This window comes from Reichenbachiella ulvae (assembly GCF_025833875.1).
In the GTDB taxonomy this organism is placed as follows: domain Bacteria; phylum Bacteroidota; class Bacteroidia; order Cytophagales; family Cyclobacteriaceae; genus Reichenbachiella; species Reichenbachiella ulvae.
In genome coordinates this window covers 3,293,827-3,310,856 of record NZ_JAOYOD010000001.1, presented here as the reverse complement: position 1 = coordinate 3,310,856, position 17,030 = coordinate 3,293,827, and the positions used below count along the sequence as shown (strand labels likewise).

The following is a 17,030-nucleotide window of genomic DNA, read 5'->3' as shown; positions in this document are numbered from 1 at the left end:
ATGGGAGCGAATACGACATCCACACTTTTGATGATACGTCCGGTCAGTTTTCATTTCAATGAAGAAACGGCCGTCAATAATTACTATCAGAAAAAACCTGAAGGGGAAAGCGAGACTGAAATTCAGTCTCAGGCTTTAGAGGAGTTCGATAATTTTGTTGAGAAACTGGAGGCTAAGGGGATCGAAGTGATCGTAGTGAATGATACTTTGAAACCAGAAACGCCAGACAGTATTTTTCCTAACAACTGGGTGTCTTTCCATCATGACGGCACGGTGGGCTTATATCCCATGTATGCCGAAAACAGAAGACTTGAAAGAAGAGAGGATATTTTTGATCTATTGGAGGACAAAGGCTTTGTCATATCTCAAGAGATCCACCTTACGGATTTTGAGCATGTGAATAAGTTTTTGGAAGGGACGGGTAGCTTGATTTTGGATCGTGAAAACAAACTGGCATATGCGGCTCTTTCTGAGAGAACTGATCCAGATGTCCTTCAGACATTCCGTGAGCAATTCGGGTTTAGGATTGTGGATTTTGTGGCCAATCAGAGTGTGAACGGCGAGCGTCTACCTATCTATCATACCAATGTGATGATGTGTCTGGGAGATGGTTTTGCTGTGATATGTCTGGATTCGATTGATGATTTGGATGATAGAGCTAAAGTCATCGAGAGCCTGGAGGAGTCTGACAAAGAAATCATCGAGATCACCGAGGACCAAAAAGAGCAATTTGCAGGCAATATGCTGCAAGTAGAAAATCAGGAAGGTAAGAAGTTTATTGTGATGTCAGAGTCTGCTTATCAGTCACTCGAACCCGAACAAATCGATCGATTGTTGGACCATAACGAAGACATCATCCATAGTTCACTTAATACAATTGAAAAACTAGGAGGAGGAAGCGCTCGCTGCATGATGGCAGAGGTTTTCCTTCCAAAAGAATAATAAGAAATGAATATCGCATCTGACATACAGCTAGGCATACAGTCTGCACTGAAGGAACTTTACAGCCACGAGGCAAACCTGGAGGAATTGGGTCTGCAACCGACCCGAAAGGAATTCGAGGGGACTTATACATTCGTGACCTTTCCCTATGGTCGCATTTCTAAAAAGAGTCCGCAAGATACCGCCCAGGAGATCGGGCAATATCTAAAGGATAAGACAGCTGCAGTTTCTGGCTTCAACGTGGTAAAGGGCTTTTTGAATATCGAAATCGCTGATTCGGCCTGGTTGTCAGTATTGAATGAGGCATTGTCAGATGAGCGATATGGTCTGGGAGATAAAAAGGATAGTGCGGTGATGGTAGAGTATTCCTCACCTAACACCAACAAGCCTTTGCACCTGGGGCATTTGAGAAATATTTTCCTGGGGTACTCAGTGGCAAAAATCTACGATGCCCTGGGCTATGATGTGGTCAAAGTCCAGATCATCAACGATCGTGGTATCCACATCTGTAAGTCGATGATCGCCTGGCAAAGATTCGGCAATGGAGAAACGCCTGCTTCTTCTGGAATGAAAGGAGACAAACTGGTAGGCAAATACTATGTCGAGTTCGACAAGGCATATAAGAAGGAAATAGAAGAACTGGTCGCAGCAGGTAAAACCAAAGAGGAGGCTGAAAAGGAAGCGCCAATACTACTGGAAGCCCAAGATATGCTGCGCAAATGGGAGGCTAAAGATGCTGAAATCTACCAACTGTGGGAAACCATGAACGGGTGGGTGTACGAAGGGTTCGATGCGACCTACGAGCAAATGGGTGTCGATTTTGACAAGCTTTACTATGAATCTGATACCTATCTATTGGGTAAAGAAGAAGTGGAAAATGGTTTGAAATCAGGACATTTCTTCGAGAAGGAAGATGGGTCGGTATGGATCGATCTGACGGATGAAGGTCTGGATCAGAAAATCGTGCGCCGAAGCGACGGTACCGCAGTTTACATGACGCAGGACATCGGTACTGCCATCCAGCGATTCAAAGAATACCCAGGATTGGAGCGCCTGGTCTATACGGTGGGCAACGAACAGGATTATCACTTCAAGGTGCTTTTCCTTATCCTCAAAAAATTAGGCTATGAATGGGCGGATGGATGTTTTCACCTTTCTTATGGTATGGTGGATTTGCCATCTGGTAAAATGAAATCTCGTGAAGGAACGGTAGTAGATGCCGATGACCTGATGGCAGAGATGATTCAGATCGCAGAGGATCATACCCGTGAGTTGGGTAAAATCGATGGGTTCAGTGAAGAGCAGGCCAAAGAACTTTATGACACCATTGGTTTGGGTGCTTTGAAATATTTCTTGCTGAAGGTTGATCCTAAAAAGCGTATGCTTTTCGATCCACAAGAGTCAATCGAGTTTCAGGGTAACACCGGGCCGTTCATTCAATATACTTTCGCCAGAATCTCTGCGATTCTTCGACGTGCTGCCGAGCTGGGTGTGAGCAGCGATCAGGTAGCTACAGACATTGCTTTCAAATCGAATGAGGCGGAACTGATCTATTTGATCTCCGAGTGTCAAAACAAGTTGAAGGCAGCAGCAGAAGAATACAGTCCATCAATCATAGCGCAGTACGTTTACGATCTGGCCAAGGGCTATAATAAATTCTACGCGGATCAGGCGATATTCACCGAAGAGGAAGATGCTTTGGTAGCTTTCCGAGTGGCATTATCACGTCAGGTAGCGGATACGATCAAGTTGGGCATGTCGCTGCTCGGTATCAACGTGCCAGAAAGAATGTAATTCCTATGAGTATCAAACCCTGGTTAGAAGCCTTTCGCTTAAGAACTTTGCCTCTGGCATTGTCCAGTATTTTTATGGCTGGCTTTTTGGCCTATGCCAAAGGGATATTCTCATGGTCGATATTTGGTCTGACTGTATTGACGACAGTGCTGCTGCAGATCCTGTCCAACCTAGCCAATGACTATGGGGATTCTATCCACGGGGCGGACAGCGAGCATCGCGAAGGACCTCAAAGAGCCGTACAAAGTGGCGCGATCAGTCCGCAAGCCATGAAAAGGGCAATGGTGGTTTTTGTTGTGTTGTCGTTGATCTCAGGGGTGAGCTTACTTCTAATCGCTTTTGGTGATGATTGGTACTATGCACTGGCTTTTCTGGGATTAGGATTGTTGGCTATATATGCGGCCATTACCTATACATCTGGCAGCAATCCTTATGGCTATGTGGGGTTGGGCGATCTTTCTGTTTTCCTCTTTTTTGGTTTGACGGGAGTGCTTGGGTCATACTTCCTCTATGGCCGGAGTATGGATTGGTCGATTGTTTTGCCAGCCATCAGTTGTGGATTGCTCGCTACAGGAGTACTCAATGTTAATAACATTCGTGATATCGATTCTGATGAAAAAGCTGGAAAAAGGTCGATACCAGTTAGGCTAGGAAGGTCTGCTGCTGTCAAGTATCATTTGATATTGTTAGTGGGAAGTTTAATTGCAGCGGTTGTTTTTGTGCTGATGTCCTATCAGTCCTGGTGGCAATTTGCTTTTGTCCTGGTCACACCTCTTTTATTAGCTAACTATCGTGCGGTAAGAAATAAAACGGTTGCCGCTGATTTAGATCCCTTCTTGAAGCAGTTGGCTCTAAGTACGCTACTCTTCGTTATTCTTTTCGGTCTGGGCCAAATCCTCTGATTTTTCGCAAGTACGAAACCGAAAATAAAAGGTTTCCTGTCCGGTAGCGTTCGTTTTGGGACACTTTTCTGTTCGGTTTTTGGCGAATAATATTTTGTGAAATGTTTAAGTGTTTGTTTTTCAGTAGTTTATGTTTTTTGGCACATCATTCGCCAATAGAATGGTCAGATGTCAAAAACTTTTAAAATAAACACAGTCATGAAAAACTTAATAAAAACTACAACATTCGCAATCGCAGCTATCTTATTAGTAAGTACAACTTCATTCGCTTTCGGAACTAAAGAGAAGGCCATCGAAAAAGCCACAGAGGCAGTAGAAAATGGTGCTCCAGATGATTGGAAGCTTTTAACCAAACAAGCAGAATACCTAATCAAAAAAGATGCAGGATTGGCTACCGCCAAAGAGTGGTTGGATCAGTCAATGGAGATCAAAACCAATTCGTACAATTTGGAAGTAATGGGTGACTACTATGCTAAGTGCCACTTGCCAAAAGAAGCCGCTAACTATTACATCAAAAGTATCGATGCTAGAAAGGCGGAGTTGAAAGATGCTACAGCAGATACATCAGATATCCAGGATAAGCTGGTTGCCTTGATGAAATAATCAAAAGAAAAGTAGAATCCTCTGTGGAGGAAATAAGGGGTGACTTAGGTCGCCCTTTTTTTATGTGCTAGGGAATGTATCTGTTAGCGCTCCAGATCGTATACTTTTTCGGATACTATGGAAAAGTTCTGTAGATTTAGAAGAAAATCAACAAAACACAATAGATATGAATACGATACTCGTGCCTACCGATTTCTCACCAGTTGCCGAACATGCCTTTGATTTGGCGCTACAGGTAGCGAACAAGGAAGGCGGCCAAATTGTATTGCTTCACATTATAGAACACCCCTCCAGTTCGTCAGTACATTATATGGGGGTGGTAGATGCAGACCCAATGGAATCCATCTTCATCAAAAAAATGATTGAGCAAGCTGAGGCCAAAATGGCTGATTGGTTAGCCAAAGCGGAAGGCAAAGGGCCAGAAGTGAAATGGAAGATTAAATTAGGAAATCCATACATCGAAATAACAGAGCAAATTACTGAAACCAAGTGCGACATTGTGATCATGGGCACCGAAGGTACAGAAGGTATGACTCAGGAGCTGACAGGTTCTAATGCTGAAAGAGTGATCAGAAAAAGTCACGTTCCTGTTGTGACCATGAAAAGCAAGTGCGATGTAGACAAGATCAATAAGATAGCAGTGGCATCCGGTTTTAAAGATGCAACACCAGATTTTATCAAGCATTTGATGCAGTTGCAGAAGTCTCTCAATGCGGAGCTTCATTTCGTGAGAGTCAATTCTCCGGGTGATTTCCAAAGTACAAAGTATGACAAGAAGCTGATGGGGCAGTTTGTTTCGGACTATGGTTTCGAAAATTGCAGCACACATATTTACAATGATTTTTCAGAAGAGGATGGAATTGTTTCCTTTGCAGAAGAAATCGATGCAGATATGATCGCCATGGAAACGCACGGACGTACAGGTATCATGCATCTGCTGATTGGATCCATTGCCGAAGATGTCGTGAATCATGCGAAGCGTCCGGTATGGACCTTGAATGTAAAACGTGAATCAAGTGTCAAAGAAAGCTAAGTTTAAGAATAGAATAGGAGTCGTCTACTCAACGGACGACTCTTTTGATTACCAGGAAGAGGGAGGTTTTGAACAAGAAACTCTCGCTCCTGATGAGCAGAACCTCAAAGTGATGCTGGACAAAAAGAACAGAGGAGGAAAGCAAGTGACTCTGGTAACAGGTTTTGTCGGTAGTGCAGAGGATCTGAAAGATCTCGCCAAAATGCTAAAATCCAAGTGCGGAGTAGGTGGGAATGCCAAAGACGGCGAAATCCTGATTCAGGGCGATTTTAGAGACAAAGTGCTACAGGTTCTGGCCAAAGAGGGCTACCCCGCCAAAAGAGTAGGAGGATAAGTGCATAATTTCCAGAGTTTTTATGGCTCTGTTATGGTTTTTATCAAAAAGCACCTATATTTGCACTCCGATTTTTTTCACGGATCGATAAAAGACGAGAAATCATGTCAAGAGTTTGTCAAATAACTGGTAAGAGACCACAGGTAGGAAACAACGTTTCCCATGCGAATAACAAAACAAAGAGAATGTTCTACCCGAACCTTTTCAAGAAGAGATTTTATATCCCTGAAGAGGACAAGTGGGTAACATTGAAAGTTTCATCTACTGCATTGAAAACCATCAACAAGCATGGTATATCTGCAGTGTTGAAAAAAGCCAAGCAAAAAGGAAATATTGTACTGTAAATTAGAATAAGATGGCTAAGAAAGGTAATAGAGTACAAGTAATACTAGAATGCACTGAGCACAAACAAAGTGGTCAGCCAGGTACTTCTAGATACATCACTACTAAAAACAGGAAGAATACTCCTGACAGAATGGAATTGAAAAAATTCAATCCAATTCTAAAGAAATATACTGTTCACAAAGAAATTAAATAACCATGGCTAAGAAGGTAGTTGCAACGCTGAAGAAAAAAGACGGAGTAAAATTCGCAAAAGTGATCAAAGCGGTAAAGACTAAGTCAGGTGCTTACTCTTTTCGTGAGGAGATCGTTACTGAAGACAGAGTAAAAGACGTACTCTCAGCTAAGTAAACGATAAGAAAGAAATTGGAAAGAAGTCTCCTGTCAAACGCAGGAGACTTTTTTTGTTTCGTAGTGGGCATACATGTCTGGCAAAATGTCCCATATCTCGCTGAATCCCATTACTTTTGGCGCTACTTGATAATTATTCCCAATGAGTCTATTCAATATTTTTTCGAAGGATAAAAAAGAAAGCCTGGACAAAGGCCTGGAAAAAACGAAAGAAAGCTTCTTTCAGAAACTGGGCAAGGCAGTTGCTGGTCGATCTACAGTAGATGCAGATGTACTGGATGAGCTGGAAGAGGTGCTCATTAGTTCGGATGTAGGGGTAGATACCACAGTCAAAATTATCGATCGAATCGAAGAACGAGTAGCCAAGGATAAGTATTTGAATGCGGATCAGCTCAATCTGATTCTGCGAGAAGAAATCGCAGGCCTGCTAGAAGAAAACAATACCTCAGACGGAACGGATTTTTCTCTCCCAGAGGAAAAGAAGCCCTATGTCCTATTGGTGGTAGGCGTAAATGGAGTGGGGAAAACCACTACAATAGGCAAACTTTCGTCTCAATTTAAGAAAGCGGGTAAGTCAGTGATACTGGGTGCAGCGGATACCTTTCGTGCAGCAGCAGTTGATCAGTTGAAGCTTTGGGGTGAGCGAGTAGGTGTGCCAGTGGTGGCACATGGTATGAATACAGACCCGTCAGCAGTGGCTTTCGACGCAGTGAAAAAGGCTGTTGATGAGCAAGCGGATATCGTGATCATCGATACGGCGGGTAGATTGCATACCAAGGTCAATTTGATGAACGAGCTGACCAAAATCAAAAAAGTAATTCAGAAATTCATTCCGGATGCACCCCATGAGATTATGCTGGTGCTGGATGGTAGTACTGGACAAAATGCCTTTATTCAGGCTCAGGAATTTACCAAAGCCACGGATGTGACTGCATTGGCCATCACCAAATTAGACGGGACTGCCAAAGGTGGTGTAGTCATTGGTATCTCAGACCAATTCAAAATCCCTGTGAAATACATCGGAGTGGGCGAAGGTGTCGACGATCTCCAGCTTTTCAATAAAGTGGAGTTTGTAGATTCGTTTTTTAAGAAGGTGTAACTGTCTCTCCATAATTAATACTCGTTTCCTTTTCAATCATAAGTAGGGAATCTTAACTTACCAAAAGCAAAGAGACTCTACTATGAAGAAAAAAATCGGCTTGATTCAAGATGATCCCTGGCTCGCACCCTACGAGCAAGATGTGATGCAACGCTACCAGTATTATCTGGATCGATTGAAGCAAATTAAAGAGGAAGCAGGCTCTCTCAAAAAGTTCGCATCTGCTGATGAGTACTTTGGTTTCAACTATGACAAGAAATTAAAAGGGTGGTGGTACCGCGAATGGGCACCTGCTGCAGATGGATTGTCTCTAATTGGTGAGTTCAATGGCTGGAATGCAGATTTGCACCCCATGACTCAGGACGAACAGGGCGTTTGGGGCATTTTTGTAGCCGATGATTCGGAGCATCCCCTGTCTGATCAAACCTTGCTCAAGGTGAAAGTCCAAAATGGATTTCAAGAAAGAGATCGAATCCCCGCTTATATCAAAAGAACTGTTCAGGATCCGGAAACCCACGATTTCAAAGGGCAAATCTGGGCACCTAAAAAAGCTTTTAAATGGACTGATCAAGGCTTTGATCCGAGTGTAATAAAGAATCCGGTGATTTATGAATGTCACATCGGGATGGCTCAGGAAAAAGAAGGGGTAGGCACTTACCGTGAATTTGCGGATGAAGTACTGCCAAGGGTAGAGAAAATGGGCTACAACTGCCTGCAGATGATGGCTGTACAGGAGCACCCATACTATGGTTCTTTCGGCTATCATGTCTCCAATTTTTTCGCAGCTAGTTCTCGTTTTGGCACACCGGAAGATCTGAAATATCTGATCGATCAGGCACATAAGATGGGAATCGCCGTAATCATGGATGCGGTGTATTCTCATGCAGTTAAAAATATAGCAGAAGGGCTGAATGATTTTGATGGCTCGGACAACCAGTATTTTCACAAGGGTGGCAGAGGCTATCATGGAGGCTGGGATTCTAAGTTGTTTGACTATGGTCGAACTGAAGTAATGCAGTTTTTGCTTTCCAGCGTACGTTATTGGATTGAGGAGTTTCATTTTGATGGTTTCCGTTTCGATGGGGTGACCTCCATGCTCTACCATCATCATGGCGAGGGAGTGGCTTTTGATCACTACGACAAGTATTTCAGACATATGGTGGATTGGGATGCGATATGTTTTCTTCAATTGGCCAATGAGCTAACTCATGAGATCAAACCGGGAGCGATTACGATTGCAGAGGATATGAGTGGCATGCCGGGTATGTGCCGAAAGGTAGATGAAGGAGGAATTGGTTTTGACTATCGACTGGGCATGGGGATACCCGACTATTGGATCAAAACCCTAAAGCACAAAGCAGACGAAGATTGGAATATCCACGAGATGTGGGATGTGCTAACCAATCGTCGCTATAAGGAAAAGACGATTGCCTATGCTGAGTCGCACGACCAGGCGCTGGTAGGGGACAAAACCCTGGCCTTTTGGCTGATGGATAAAGAGATGTATTGGCACATGTCCAAGGGGGATGAGCATCCAATAATTGATCGAGGTATAGCTTTGCACAAGATGCTGAGACTTTTTACTGCTGCGCTGGGAGGTGAGGGCTATTTGACCTTTATCGGAAATGAATTCGGTCATCCGGAATGGATTGATTTTCCACGGGAAGGAAATGACTGGAGCTACAAATATGCGAGACGACAATGGTCATTGGTGGATAATCAGGATTTGAAATATCACTACCTGTCAGATTTTGATGGTGCTATGGTGCATCTACTGAAGGAAAATAATGTCCTGAATGCCATGCCTGCACAGCAATTGAATATGGATCCTATCAATAATGTAGTTGTGTTTGAAAGGAATAATTTACTCTTCGTTTTCAATTTTAGTGTGTCGAGTTCTGTTGTGGACTATAAGTTCTTTGCCAATCAGACTGGGATTTTTGAGTTGATCCTGGATAGTGATGCAGAGGCCTATGGAGGGCATGGTCGATGTGATGCCTCTGTCGAACACCATACTATGTTGGTTGAGGAAAAACCACAGTTAAGTTTGTACACACCTTGTAGATCTGCACAGGTTTATCGAAAGAAGGCGGAAGTGAAGGCTTAGTCTTCCTGGTAATGATCCATCATGTTTTTCAAATCTTTGATTTTTCCAAAGAGCATGAGGGTGTCTCCTTTGTTAAATTCAGTGGTGCCACTGATGACGCCCTGGACTTCTGTTTTATCAATCTCTCTACCCAGTAGGTTTTTGCTTTTGGTGTGTCGTATGAGAGTGATAAGAGAAACTTTCCATTTTTTGACAATGTCGACCTCCTGGACAGTTTTGCCAATATAGCTTTCTGGCAGCTCGAACTCGACTAGTTCATATTTGTCGTCCAGCATGTAGGTGTTGAGGCTGCCTGTGATCGTGAGTCGGTTGGCGAAGTTGTCGGCAAATTCTGCTTCTGGATTGACGAGTTCTTCAATACCCATTGCCTCCAAGATTGTTTTTTGGATTTCGGTCGTGTATCGCGCTACAATTCTACAGTTAGGCGCATGTTTTTTGAATAAGGCGACTGTCGTGATGGCTGCTCCCGAGTCCTCACCTATACAAATAATGATTGCATCTGTGTCCGACAAAGGAAGTTGGCTGACTGCCAGTTCGTGAGCACTGTCCATTTTGAGAGTATGGGTCAGCTTGTCCTTGTGCTCATTGATATGGTTTTCGTTGTTGTCAACTCCGATCACATCATGACCACCTTCTGCCAGTTTGAGTGCCAGCGAGGAGCCGAAGTTGCCTAATCCTACTATTATATACTTCATGTGCTTAATTGATCAAAATTTCTTCTTCTGGATACTCTATTGGTTGAAATTCATAGCTGTGAATTTGTCTGACTATACCCGTAAGTAAGGTGAGTAAACTGACACGTCCTACAAACATAGTGATGATCAGAATCAATCTGCTTGCTTCACTCAGTTCACTCGTAATCCCCATGCTTAACCCTACGGTACTAAAGGCAGAAAAGCATTCAAAGGCGATAGGCATGATGCCCAATTGCTCATCAAAAAAGATCAGCAGAAAGGTAGAGGCTCCAATTACTATTAGGGACAGGGAAATAATCGCTGTAGCTCGTTGCAAAGCTTGTGGAGCGATTCTCCTGAAGCCTATTTTTATTTGTTTGTAACCAAAAACTTGCTGAACAATATTGAAAGTGGCTACCGCAAAGGTGGTCGTTTTAATACCGCCTCCAGTCGAGCCTGGCGAGGCACCAATCCACATCAATAGTAAGACTATCATCAAAGTGGACATGTGTAATGACCCGGTATCGATGGTGTTGAAACCGGCTGTTCGTGTAGTGATGGAACCAAAAATGGCGGTAATTAATTTGCCATAGATTGAGTGCTTTTTCAATGTATTGTCAAATTCCAGGGCGTAGAAAATTATACTTCCAACTACAATTAAAATGAGTGAGGTGTAAACCACAATTTTGCTGTTGAGAGAGGTTTGAGGTTTTATCTTTTCTGCCTTTACCCCCCAGTGAAATCTGAAAATTCGGTGCGAACCGTAGAGAAACCACCTTTGGAGGTATTTGGTGAGATTGATGACGACTCCATAGCCAAGCCCACCAGCTACGATCAGTATCGCTATGATGATATGCAAATTGTAGTTGTAGCGGAAGCCCGTTTCGTAAAGCGAATGGCTGAGTGTAGAAAAACCAGCGTTGCAGAAGGCCGAGACGGAATGGAAAATGCTGAAGAACAGCCTTTGATTGAACGAGTCGAACTGATCCCCCAGTGTCAAAAAAATCAAAAAAGCACCGAGTCCTTCTACTACAAATACAAAGATTATAATTTGAATCAGTCGTTTAAATGTGCCTTCCAATGTCTCGGCATTGATCATGTCTTTGATATTGAGGCGAGATTCGAAAGAGCCAAAACCTTTGAAGAACAAGGCAAACAAGGAGGTGAAACTGAGCATGCCAAGTGCACCTAATTGGATCAGGCCTAGTATGGTGAGTTGACCCATCAGTGTGAAATCCTTTCCTGTATCCAATACTGCCAGACCAGTGACGCACACTGCGCTAGTGGCTGTGAATAGCGCATCGGTAAAATGAATTTCGTGTGCTGCTGCCCTGGGCGTCATGAGTAATAAGGTGCCTATACATATCAAAACCACAAAGCTGAGTGCAAAGACGAGTGCTGGATGCAGGGTCTGGCGATTGAGATTATACAGTCGTCCGGAAAGTTCTAAAAGTGTGAGAATGAAAACCAGGCCTGCAGTATATATGTTGAAGGATACCGAATCGTTGATGGCAAAATTGACTGTGTTGGCCAATGCAATCAATGACAGGAGAAACGATAAACTAAAAGCAACATAATATCCAAAAGGGCGTTGTTTCAGTTTTCTCCAACCGGGGAATTGTTGAAAGAAAAAGGAAGAATAAACCAGCCCGAAGAGCAAGTAAAATACATCGGTGAGTAGATGCATCCAAAAGCTGAATCGATAGCCAAAGTCCAATACCAGTGCAACCAGAGCAACTAAACTGGTAATGAAAACCAGGGAATCATTAAAAATAGAAGGAGTGGTTTTTTTCATGTACGAGGGTACAAGGTAATTCTCAATTATAGTATTGAATATACAATGCTAAGCTAAGTATAGCCCTAGTGATCTTCATTATTTCATGGTAGGTTTTCAAAAATTGCCTTGAATTTCTTATCTGGATCTTCAAAAGTATTTGCGAAGGTCTATTTTCTTTTGAATTTTGTTGGAAGTGATATTTATTAATTCAACTTTAGGCAAGTTATACATCTAGCCAATTGTTGGATTTCTAATGAATAAATTGTGAAAAGATATGAGCTGTCGGTTTGTTTATATTGAGGCGAAAGGCCTCTTTTTTTTATTTTAATCATCTTGTTTGCCCACAATAAGGTGATTTGTCAGTCGGAGGTTTCAACTTATCAAAAGCAACTCGATGCAGCCCAATCCTCCATAGATAGTATAGATGCCCTGGTTCAATTTGCAGATTGGTATTTGTATAATGATCACGATTCATGTTTGATGTATTTGGATAGGGTAAAAGAGATTTCAGATCGTGTACAAGATCCGTACGGATTGGCTACCTATTATTTGATACTAGGTAAGTTCAAAGAAAATGAACTTGAGTTCGAATTATCTTCTCAATATCTTAAGCGGTCTTGTCAAATAGCTGATAGTATCGATTATGATATGGGAAAGGAATACGCATATACTTCCTTAGGGTATTTATTCAGAAGGCAAGGGCAACTTGATTCATCTAATTTCTACTTTAAAAAAGGTTTTGAATCAGTAGTTGATAGCTTGGGAAGGGCATCCATTTTAAATGGGATAGCGCTCAACTATAAATCTGTTGGGGCATTTGAGGAAGCTACAGAAGCTTTTTTTGAGGTGTTACGTTTGGTGGATAACGACATGTTGTTGTATCGAAGCACGGCCAATAGTAATCTGGGGCTTTTAGCTGAGTCTCAGGGTAAATTGGAAGATGCTGCTGGTTACTATGACGTTGCTTTAAAACAAGCTGAAGTGTCTGAGAACAAAGAGCAAATTACTACTGTTCTACAGTATTTAGGGGATGTATTGACCAAAATGGGGGATTATGAAGAAGCGGAAAGAAACTTAATTAAGGCGAAAAGAACATTAGAGGACAATGGCGCAGATTATTTGTTAGTATCTGTGTGTGTCAAACTTAGTAAGCTCTACATTATGCAGGAGCGGTGGACAGAAGCTGAAATGGAGCTCGAATTATGCAAGGAAAAACTGGTAGATGTCAATTCGGGCTCTCATTATAATCAATTCAATTTTGCTTATGCTAAGTATTTAGCCAGTCGTCCAAATGCTGATTTGGTTCAGGCTAATAAAATTTTGGAGGAGTTGAAGACTTTACTTCTTAGCTCCAGTAACATGGAGGCTTTTATGCAGTTACTTCAGGTGAGATCTGAAATCAATAGGAATGAAAACCCGAAAGTAGCTTTGGATGATATTACCCGATATCAAGAACTCCTCGATAGCATTAGTAATGAAAAAAACAAAAACTACTTTTCCATGTTGAATATGGAATTTGAGACTGAAAAGAAGGAACAGAAAATATCTGAATTGGAGCAAGCATCGATGATTCAATCTTTACAAATCAGTAGACAACGAAATCAACTGGTGATAGGCGCTTTGGTAGCTGTGGTGTTGGTGCTGGGTGGCTTTATCTTTTACAGACAGGAGAAAGTGAGAAAAGAAAGGTCTGCAGCAGAACTAGAGCAGCGGTTTTTACGCTCTCAGTTGAATCCTCATTTTATCTTCAATTCTATGACCGCCATCCAGCAGTACCTGGAAGAAAACGAACCAGAGGGCGCGAGTCATTATATGGGGATGTTCAGTACACTGATGCGGCAGATATTAGAAAATTCCAGACAGGAGTTTATCAGCCTGGCGGAGGAAGTGTCTATGCTGGAGAACTATCTGCAACTTCAGCAGATGAGATTTCGGGATCAGTTCGAGTATGAGATTGAAATCGATGAAGATCTGGATGAGGACTATGCAGGTGTACCGCCGATGTTTGCTCAGCCTTTTATCGAAAACTCGCTGGAGCATGGGCTATTTAGAAAGGATGGACTAAAAAATCAAATTAGGATAAGGTTCAATAAGATTGAAGAAGGTTTGTTGGGACTTGAAATTGAAGACTCTGGCGTGGGCACGCAGCAAGGAAAAGTCCGAGTGAATCATCAATCACTTGCTACCAGGATAACTCATGAGCGTCTGAATAAGCTTAGAGCATGGAGTCATAAGCAGGTAGGTATGAAAACCCAAAATATCCGAAATGAACAGGGGGATGTATATGGTTATAGGGTAAATTTGAGACTGCCGACTCAATTAGTCAATGTCTGAGGAAGTAGGTGAAATTTTGTTATAGTTCGTCAGATGATTCGATGATTAATTTAGTGAATTGAAACTAGCTATGTTAAAAAAAATATTTCTGATTGCCTTTCTGCTGTATCTGCCCTTCTCTTCTTTATTCGCTCAAAGTAAAATAGACAGTCTGCGTCTTCAATTGGATAAAGTACCCTACGATTCCAGCTTTTTGGTGCTCATCAATTTGTCCAATGAATACAGTACCATTCGCAAAGGTGACTCAGCGATTTATTATGGAGAATTGGCACTTGAACTTTCTGAAAAACTAGGAATTAGAAGGGCATTGGCACATCGTCAGCTAGGGTATGCGTATTTCTTAGAAGGGATAAATGACAGGGCATTTACAATTACAAACGAGGGAATGCAGTGGGCAATTAAAGAAAAAGATACACTCAATATGTCCTGGCTCAATGTTCATTTAGCATCGATGCATTTGGATGAATCACGATTTGATAGCTGTATTTACTATGGGATGAGAGCGATGGAGTTAGCCATGCTGCCCAAGCAAAAAACGAAGGCATTGAGAATGATTTCGCTGGCTTACATGTACAATGGTGATGTTGATCATGCGATTCTTTTTCAACAAGACGCTCTGAAGATTGCTGAGGGTAATGAAGCTGAGATGCTTTCCATCTCTGAGTTATTGGCAGGTTTGTATTTCTATAAGCAAGCGTATGATTCGTCTCTGGTAATGTACAGAAAGATTTATGACCACTATGTCGAGAGGGGCTTGGATTTTAGAAGACTTAGGGTGATGGCTAATATAGCTTCAGTCCAATATGGAATGGGGAATTATCAATTGGCGGCAGATAGCTATTTTGATCTCCTTGAGGAGTATCGATCCTTCGATTTTCCCAAAGAGGGACACTTCAATTTGTTCAGTAATCTATCGATTAATTTGAAGATGCTGGGAAGGATCCAAGAAGCTTATCAATATCAGGATTCGGCAGAAAGGTATTTGCAATATGCCTCTCTGAATGAGGAAAAGAGGCACATGGAGCATCAGTTCGAATTGGATTCGATCTCTGGAAATTATGAGGGTATGCTGAAAGACCTCAAGGGTCAGATTGTGTTTTATGATTCGCTCGGGAAAGCGCAAAATGAGCAGAAGTTAGAGGAGCTTCAGACTAAGTTTGAAACTGAAAAGAAAGATCAGGAAATAGAGAGTTTGAGTCAGCAAGCGGCCATTCAATCGCTGGAGATCAGCAAACAGCGAAATCAACTGGTGATAGGCGCTTTGGTAGCTGTGGTGTTGGTGCTGGGTGGCTTTATCTTTTACAGACAGGAGAAGGCGAGAAAAGAACGGTCTGCAGCAGAGTTGGAGCAGCGGTTTTTACGCTCTCAGTTGAATCCTCATTTTATCTTCAATTCCATGACAGCCATCCAGCAATACCTGGAAGAAAACGAACCAGAAGGGGCGAGTCACTACATGGGGATGTTCAGCACGCTGATGCGTCAGATTCTGGAGAATTCCAGACAGGAGTTTATTACACTGTCAGAGGAGGTATCTATGCTGGAGAATTACTTGCAGCTGCAGCAGATGAGGTTTCGGGATCAGTTTGATTATGAGATAGTGATTGATGAGGATCTGGATGAGGACTATGCAGGCGTACCACCGATGTTTGCTCAGCCTTTTATCGAAAACTCGCTGGAGCATGGGCTATTTAGAAAGGATGGACAGAAGAATAGAATCCGAATCCATTTCGAAAAGATTGGGGATTCGCTGGTCGGGCTGGAGATAGAAGATTCGGGAGTCGGAGTGGAAGAGAGCAAGGTAGTCGTAGATCACAAGTCATTAGCCACAAAGATCACCAATGAACGTTTGAGTAAATTGCGTGCCTTTGCGAATAAGAAGGTCGGAATGGAAAGTCAAAATATCCTAAATGAAGCAGGAGATATCCATGGATATAGGATAAATTTGAGACTACCGACCCAACTGGTAAGTGTCTAATAAAGAATGAAAATATTGATTCTCGATGATGAGTCGTCGGCTCGTCAAACCATACAATCCTACATCCAAAAAAATATTCCGCAAGCCGAAATTAAGGAGGCATTTTCGATAGACTCGGCTTTTGAGGTACTGGAGGGTTTTCAACCTGATGTGGCTCTGCTGGATATTAATCTGGCCGAAGGGGTAACCAGTTTTGATTTTCTTGCCCACCTGACTCCAGAGCAACGTGGGTTCAAGATTATTTTCGTTTCTGCACATGATGAATATGCGGTAAAGGCCTTCAAGTTCAACGCGATTGATTATATCCTAAAGCCAATTAATCCTTTTGAGTTCAAGGCGGCCATTACCAAAGTACTGGATGAGCCCAGCCCAACGGATGAAGAACAGATCGAGAGTCTGAGTGAAAGTTTGAAGTCCAGAAATCAACAACTGAGACGAATCGTATTGAAGGATCAAAACTCTATTCAGATTGTAGATGTAGATGAAATATTGTATTGCAAGTCAGATAGCAACTATACGGTTTTTGCTCTTCAGAACGGGCAAGAGGTGGTTATTTCTCGAACACTCAAGGATTACGAATCGATTCTACGAGAGTTGGGCTTTTATCGTCCCCACAGATCCTATCTCATCAATATGAATCACCTGAGAAAGTATGACAAGAGAGAAGGAGGAGCGATCGAAATGGTAGATGGTACTTCTATTCCTTTGGCTCGGGCCAAGAAGGATTCTTTTTTGGCCGTGCTCAATTCTTTGTCCTAAAAAT

Annotated in this window: 16 protein-coding genes; 14 read left to right on the top strand and 2 right to left on the bottom strand. The window is 42.4% G+C overall.

Annotation, left to right across the window (positions count from 1 at the left end; genetic code table 11):
• The 11 genes from ctlX (at nt 1) to N7U62_RS13075 (ending at nt 9,507) form a co-directional block, all read left to right on the top strand.
• Entirely contained in the window at nt 1-942 is a 942-nt protein-coding gene (gene ctlX / locus N7U62_RS13125) for a citrulline utilization hydrolase CtlX (RefSeq protein WP_264138437.1), read from the top strand.
• A 6-nt stretch (nt 943-948) separates the two neighbouring features.
• Nucleotides 949-2,736: an arginine--tRNA ligase gene (argS, locus tag N7U62_RS13120; RefSeq protein ID WP_264138436.1), complete on the top strand. Its 1,788-nt coding sequence runs from the start codon at nt 949-951 to the stop codon at nt 2,734-2,736.
• 5 nt (nt 2,737-2,741) lie between these two features.
• On the top strand, nt 2,742-3,638 hold the full coding sequence (locus tag N7U62_RS13115; protein WP_264138435.1) for a 1,4-dihydroxy-2-naphthoate polyprenyltransferase: 897 nt from the start codon (nt 2,742-2,744) through the stop codon (nt 3,636-3,638).
• A gap of 198 nt (nt 3,639-3,836) precedes the next feature.
• Nucleotides 3,837-4,241, top strand: coding sequence for a hypothetical protein (locus tag N7U62_RS13110; RefSeq protein WP_264138434.1), 405 nt, complete (start codon nt 3,837-3,839; stop codon nt 4,239-4,241).
• Between the two features lie 166 nt (nt 4,242-4,407).
• On the top strand, nt 4,408-5,274 hold the full coding sequence (locus N7U62_RS13105) for a universal stress protein (protein WP_264138433.1): 867 nt from the start codon (nt 4,408-4,410) through the stop codon (nt 5,272-5,274).
• Complete coding sequence (locus tag N7U62_RS13100; RefSeq protein WP_264138432.1) at nt 5,258-5,608, top strand: translation initiation factor; 351 nt, start codon at nt 5,258-5,260, stop codon at nt 5,606-5,608. Before N7U62_RS13105 ends, N7U62_RS13100 begins: the two co-directional genes overlap by 17 nt.
• A 104-nt stretch (nt 5,609-5,712) precedes the next feature.
• Nucleotides 5,713-5,952 (top strand): 50S ribosomal protein L28, encoded by a 240-nt coding sequence (gene rpmB / locus N7U62_RS13095; RefSeq protein ID WP_264138431.1) that lies wholly within the window; start codon nt 5,713-5,715, stop codon nt 5,950-5,952.
• An 11-nt stretch (nt 5,953-5,963) separates the two neighbouring features.
• Entirely contained in the window at nt 5,964-6,146 is a 183-nt protein-coding gene (gene rpmG, locus N7U62_RS13090) for a 50S ribosomal protein L33 (protein WP_264138430.1), read from the top strand.
• A gap of 2 nt (nt 6,147-6,148) precedes the next feature.
• Nucleotides 6,149-6,301: a DUF4295 family protein gene (locus N7U62_RS13085; RefSeq protein ID WP_264138429.1), complete on the top strand. Its 153-nt coding sequence runs from the start codon at nt 6,149-6,151 to the stop codon at nt 6,299-6,301.
• Nucleotides 6,302-6,443: 142 nt separating this feature from the next.
• Nucleotides 6,444-7,400, top strand: a complete 957-nt coding sequence (gene ftsY, locus N7U62_RS13080; RefSeq protein ID WP_264138428.1) for a signal recognition particle-docking protein FtsY — start codon at nt 6,444-6,446, stop codon at nt 7,398-7,400.
• A gap of 82 nt (nt 7,401-7,482) precedes the next feature.
• On the top strand, nt 7,483-9,507 hold the full coding sequence (locus N7U62_RS13075) for an alpha-amylase family glycosyl hydrolase (RefSeq protein ID WP_264138427.1): 2,025 nt from the start codon (nt 7,483-7,485) through the stop codon (nt 9,505-9,507).
• Here the strand turns inward: N7U62_RS13075 and N7U62_RS13070 are convergent.
• Both N7U62_RS13070 and N7U62_RS13065 read right to left on the bottom strand, forming a co-directional pair.
• Entirely contained in the window at nt 9,504-10,202 is a 699-nt protein-coding gene (locus N7U62_RS13070; protein ID WP_264138426.1) for a potassium channel family protein, read from the bottom strand. The genes N7U62_RS13075 and N7U62_RS13070 overlap by 4 nt on opposite strands.
• A gap of 4 nt (nt 10,203-10,206) precedes the next feature.
• The gene (locus tag N7U62_RS13065; RefSeq protein ID WP_264138425.1) at nt 10,207-11,976 is read right to left on the bottom strand and encodes a TrkH family potassium uptake protein; all 1,770 of its coding nucleotides are present in this window, start codon (nt 11,974-11,976) and stop codon (nt 10,207-10,209) included.
• A 315-nt stretch (nt 11,977-12,291) separates the two neighbouring features.
• Here N7U62_RS13065 and N7U62_RS13060 point away from each other — a divergent pair, with 315 nt between their 5' ends.
• From N7U62_RS13060 to N7U62_RS13050, 3 genes are all read left to right on the top strand, one after another.
• Nucleotides 12,292-14,292 carry a histidine kinase gene (locus N7U62_RS13060; protein WP_264138424.1) on the top strand — a complete coding sequence of 667 codons (2,001 nt, stop codon included), beginning with the start codon at nt 12,292-12,294 and terminating at the stop codon, nt 14,290-14,292.
• 70 nt (nt 14,293-14,362) lie between these two features.
• Nucleotides 14,363-16,267 carry a tetratricopeptide repeat-containing sensor histidine kinase gene (locus N7U62_RS13055; RefSeq protein ID WP_264138423.1) on the top strand — a complete coding sequence of 635 codons (1,905 nt, stop codon included), beginning with the start codon at nt 14,363-14,365 and terminating at the stop codon, nt 16,265-16,267.
• Nucleotides 16,268-16,273: 6 nt separating this feature from the next.
• Nucleotides 16,274-17,026, top strand: a complete 753-nt coding sequence (locus tag N7U62_RS13050) for a LytR/AlgR family response regulator transcription factor (RefSeq protein ID WP_264138422.1) — start codon at nt 16,274-16,276, stop codon at nt 17,024-17,026.
• Nucleotides 17,027-17,030: the final 4 nt, after the last annotated feature.

What these genes read in the sequence shown, in the direction of transcription:
- ctlX (WP_264138437.1), top strand. Translation starts at nt 1, where the DNA reads ATGGGAGCGAATACGACATCCACACTTTTGATGATACGTCCGGTCAGT.
- argS (WP_264138436.1), top strand. Translation starts at nt 949, where the DNA reads ATGAATATCGCATCTGACATACAGCTAGGCATACAGTCTGCACTGAAG.
- N7U62_RS13115 (WP_264138435.1), top strand. Translation starts at nt 2,742, where the DNA reads ATGAGTATCAAACCCTGGTTAGAAGCCTTTCGCTTAAGAACTTTGCCT.
- N7U62_RS13110 (WP_264138434.1), top strand. Translation starts at nt 3,837, where the DNA reads ATGAAAAACTTAATAAAAACTACAACATTCGCAATCGCAGCTATCTTA.
- N7U62_RS13105 (WP_264138433.1), top strand. Translation starts at nt 4,408, where the DNA reads ATGAATACGATACTCGTGCCTACCGATTTCTCACCAGTTGCCGAACAT.
- rpmB (WP_264138431.1), top strand. Translation starts at nt 5,713, where the DNA reads ATGTCAAGAGTTTGTCAAATAACTGGTAAGAGACCACAGGTAGGAAAC.
- rpmG (WP_264138430.1), top strand. Translation starts at nt 5,964, where the DNA reads ATGGCTAAGAAAGGTAATAGAGTACAAGTAATACTAGAATGCACTGAG.
- N7U62_RS13085 (WP_264138429.1), top strand. Translation starts at nt 6,149, where the DNA reads ATGGCTAAGAAGGTAGTTGCAACGCTGAAGAAAAAAGACGGAGTAAAA.
- ftsY (WP_264138428.1), top strand. Translation starts at nt 6,444, where the DNA reads ATGAGTCTATTCAATATTTTTTCGAAGGATAAAAAAGAAAGCCTGGAC.
- N7U62_RS13075 (WP_264138427.1), top strand. Translation starts at nt 7,483, where the DNA reads ATGAAGAAAAAAATCGGCTTGATTCAAGATGATCCCTGGCTCGCACCC.
- N7U62_RS13070 (WP_264138426.1), bottom strand. Translation starts at nt 10,202, where the DNA reads ATGAAGTATATAATAGTAGGATTAGGCAACTTCGGCTCCTCGCTGGCA.
- N7U62_RS13065 (WP_264138425.1), bottom strand. Translation starts at nt 11,976, where the DNA reads ATGAAAAAAACCACTCCTTCTATTTTTAATGATTCCCTGGTTTTCATT.
- N7U62_RS13055 (WP_264138423.1), top strand. Translation starts at nt 14,363, where the DNA reads ATGTTAAAAAAAATATTTCTGATTGCCTTTCTGCTGTATCTGCCCTTC.
- N7U62_RS13050 (WP_264138422.1), top strand. Translation starts at nt 16,274, where the DNA reads ATGAAAATATTGATTCTCGATGATGAGTCGTCGGCTCGTCAAACCATA.